The sequence below is a fragment of the Thiohalocapsa sp. genome (assembly GCF_019695415.1).
Classification (GTDB): domain Bacteria; phylum Pseudomonadota; class Gammaproteobacteria; order Chromatiales; family Chromatiaceae; genus Thiohalocapsa.
The window spans coordinates 5,921-8,679 of sequence record NZ_JAIFKJ010000091.1 but is presented as its reverse complement, the minus strand read 5'-3'; the positions used below and the strand labels follow the sequence as shown (position 1 = coordinate 8,679).

Genomic DNA, 2,759 nt, shown 5'->3' with positions numbered 1-2,759 from the left:
TTCGAACCAGCGACCCCTGCCGTGTGAAGACAGTGCTCTCCCACTGAGCTACGCGCCCGAAGCCCGCAAGAGTAGCCCGGTCGTGGGTAGTGGTCAACCGCCGTCGGCGTCTTTGGTGGCTTGGCGTTGGACTAGGTCGGTGAGGATTTGGCGGGCGTAGCGGATGGGCACGGAGTAGTGGCCTTCGCCCGGGAGCTCGATGAGGTGGGCGTCGGGTAGCTGACCGGCGAGCCAGCGGGCATGGCTAATAGGGACGGTGCCGTCGGCGGTGCCGTGCCAGATGCGGATAGGCATGCTGATCTCGGCGAGGTCGAGTCCCCAATCGTGGGTATAGAGGGTCAGGTCACGGCGGGCGCCTGGGGCGCCGTTCTGCATGGCATCCGCAATGGTCTGGTTCAGGATGCGTGCGGTGTCGCCCTCGGCGAGCACGGCGCGGTCTGCCGCTGGGGCGGCGATATGGCGAACCTTCTCCACCAAGTCGGGCCAGCGGGCTAGCACGGCTGTGGTGGGCGCGCCGTAGATGAGGTCCGCGAGCCAGGCCGGCTGCCGTCCCGGCAGCAGGCTGGCACGTGCGGCGGGATTCATTTGGGCGAGGAGGTCATTGAGATAGATGGCGCCAAGGGGGCACACCAGGGTGCAGGCGATCAGTCGGTGCGGCATGTGCTGGGCGCAGGCGAGGGCATAGGGGCCGCCGCCGGAGACGCCGACGACGGCGAAGCGCTCGAGCTCCAGCGCATCGGCGAGCCGTTCGCAGTCTTCGGCCCAGTCGGCGAGGGTCCTGCCGGGGGCGTTGTCGGATTCGCCATAGCCGGGGCGGTCCGGGGCGATGATGCGCGCACCGCTCGCGACGGCGTCCCCGTGCATGAGCCGGGCCTCGCGCCGCGAGCTCGGGAAGCCGTGAAAGTAGAGTACGGGCACGCCCGCAGCGGTGCCGTAGGTGGCATAGGCCAGGCGGCGGCCATCGGGGAGCTGTACGAATTGGGGGCCGTCAGCGGGCGTGTCGACAGCGGCGTCGGCCATGACTCGAGTCCGGGTGGGCTGGCTGCGCTGCCGCCCGGCCCCAGGGCAGGCGTCGAGCATACGAGACGGCAGCGCCGGATACGGGCGCGGACGCCCTGGACGGTAGCGTATCGCGGGGGCTCTGTTGCCTCAGATTGTATAGGAGCAGAGCCCATGGGGTGACGTTGAATGCGCGTCGTTGGAGGCCCGTATCCTGCAGTGGGTTCCGGTCAGCGACAGGCTTCAGCCCGCTCGCCGTCGAGCTCGATGATCTCCAGGCGATGGTTGCCGCAGGGGTGCTCCGCGGACGGGCCCTGTGTCAGCAGTACGAGGCCGTCTTCGATCGCTTGCTCAGTGAGCCAGCTGCGCACGAACTCCGTCCAGTCGGCCAGGTCGGTGCCCGTCTCCTGCACGTAGACGCCATAGCTGAAGCACAGGCGCTGGGCGGTGTCCGCGTTGGGTGTGAAGGCGACCACGGGGCAGGGGAGTCGGAACCGGGCGATGCGCCGGGCGGTATTGCCGCTGCGGGTGGGTACCGCTACCAGCCGCGGGTGGCTGCGCTCGGCCGTGTGGTAGACGCTGCGGGCGATGAGGTCCACGGCGCGGCGGCTGCCGTCGGCGTCGTAGGCACCGATGCGCTCCGCCTGCAGCCGCAGATTGCGCTCCGGCTCGATTGCGGCGGCGATACCGGCCAGCATCTGCACGGACTCCACCGGGAAGCGGCCCATGGCGGACTCCGCCGAGAGCATCACGCAGTCGGTGCCGCCCAGGATGGCGTTGGCGACGTCGGTGGCCTCGGCGCGCGTGGGCCGACGCAGGGTCACCATGGATTCCAGCATTTGGGTTGCCGTGATGACGGGCTTGCCGACCCGGTTGGCGAGCTCGGTGATACGCCGCTGGGCGACGGCGATGGTCTCGATGGGGATTTCCACACCCAAGTCGCCGCGGGCCACCATGAGGCCGTCCGCAGCGGCGAGGATGTCCTCCAGATGCTCAAGCGCTGTGGCGCGCTCGATCTTTGCGATGATAAAGGGGTCGTAGTCCAGCGCGCGGGCGGTCTCGCGCACAGCGGCGATGTCCTCGGCGGTGGCGACGAAGGACTGGCTCACGGCGTCGATGCGGTGCGCGGCGGCAAACTCGAGCCAGGCGCGATCGTCATCCGTGAAGGCGCTGATGCCGAGATCGATGCCCGGCAGGTTGAGGCCCTTGCGGGAGCGCAGCTCACCTCCGGCGCGCACGTTGCAGATGACGTTCGTGCCGCGCACCTCGACCACCTTGAGCAGGATGAAGCCATCATTCAGGAACAGCCGATCCCCCGGTTGTACCGCCGACGGGAGGCCGGGGAAGCTGACACTCACCCGATCCGCGCTGCCGACACAGTCCTCGGTCGTCAGGATGATGGTCTCATCGCGCACCCGCTCGATGGGCTCGTCCGCGATCTCGCCAACACGCATCTTCGGCCCCGGCAGGTCACCCATGATGGCGACGCGCCGTCCGGTGTTGGCGGCGGCCTCTCGGAGCCGGGCGATGACGCTCGCGTGGTAATCCGGGTCGCCGTGGGAGAAGTTGAGCCGGGCGACGTCGACCCCAGCCTCGACGAGGGCGCGGCGCATTTCCGGCTGATCTGACGCCGGGCCGATTGTGGCCCCGATTCTGGTTGTGTGGGGGCCGCACCGCATGGAGGGGCTCCCCTGTGCGAGGCGGCCGCGCACCGGTCGGGGCGCGTGGGGCAGGACGACATTAGCCGCGCCGCTGCCCCG

General features: G+C 69.4%; 2 protein-coding genes. Both read right to left on the bottom strand.

The features are described 5' to 3' along the window. Positions 1–93: 93 nt before the first annotated feature. Positions 94–1,020, bottom strand: a complete 927-nt coding sequence (locus I6U14_RS01720) for an alpha/beta hydrolase (protein ID WP_296896364.1) — start codon at positions 1,018–1,020, stop codon at positions 94–96. A 209-nt stretch (positions 1,021–1,229) separates the two neighbouring features. After that, positions 1,230–2,678 carry a pyruvate kinase gene (gene pyk / locus I6U14_RS01715; RefSeq protein WP_296896367.1) on the bottom strand — a complete coding sequence of 483 codons (1,449 nt, stop codon included), beginning with the start codon at positions 2,676–2,678 and terminating at the stop codon, positions 1,230–1,232. Positions 2,679–2,759 lie beyond the last annotated feature (81 nt).